The following is a 636-nucleotide window of genomic DNA, read 5'->3' as shown; positions in this document are numbered from 1 at the left end:
AATACCCCAGCCGTTGGAAGGTCTTGAGCAGGATCGTCAGCGTCAGGCGGTGCGCAGGCTGCCGGGTGTACTCGGCAACGAAGGCCACCTCAGCGTCGGTTGGCGTGTAGGCCGTAACCAGTTCGCGGACGACCGGGTTGCGCTTGAACTGCGGGTATGCGGTCCGTTCGATCGACGCCATCCAGCCCCTCAGGTCGTTGCAGGCCTTGGCAGCGCGGGCGCTTCCGGCAGACTGGCTTCGATGCGCCGGCGTGCGAAAGGATCGCCCCCATCGATGTAACGCATCGCCGAGTGCACATCGCGCCAGCCGACGTATTCCATCAGGGCCTTCACGTCCCAGCCGTTGGCGTTGGCCCAGCCGGCGAAGCCGCGCCGCAACGAATGCCCACTGTAGGTATTCGGTGACGCCAAGCCGGCCTCACCGAAGATGCGCCGGAGCAGCGGCACCAGACTATTGGGGTGCAAGGCGGTGTGGGCGAGACCACCCCACTGGTCGATTGCACGGAACACCGGGCCGTCGGTCAACGCGGCCACCGCGATCCAGCGCGACGTCGCAGCCACCGGGCACCAGCGCGACAGCGCCGGGACCTTGTAGGTGGTGCCGGCGTGCTGGCGATCGCTCTTGCTGTGCGGCAG

Annotated in this window: 2 protein-coding genes; both read right to left on the bottom strand. The window is 67.1% G+C overall.

Annotation, left to right across the window (positions count from 1 at the left end; genetic code table 11):
* Positions 1-181, bottom strand: a 181-nt coding sequence (locus XpopCFBP1817_RS21050; RefSeq protein WP_128418503.1) for a DUF4158 domain-containing protein, incomplete at its 3' end; no start/stop codon positions are given.
* Between the two features lie 8 nt (positions 182-189).
* Positions 190-636, bottom strand: a 447-nt coding sequence (locus XpopCFBP1817_RS21045) for a tyrosine-type recombinase/integrase (protein ID WP_244171301.1), incomplete at its 5' end; no start/stop codon positions are given.

Source organism: Xanthomonas populi, assembly GCF_002940065.1.
In the GTDB taxonomy this organism is placed as follows: Bacteria; Pseudomonadota; Gammaproteobacteria; order Xanthomonadales; family Xanthomonadaceae; genus Xanthomonas; species Xanthomonas populi.
The sequence above is the reverse complement of the archived record's forward strand: the minus strand, read 5'-3'. Positions and strand labels throughout refer to the sequence as shown.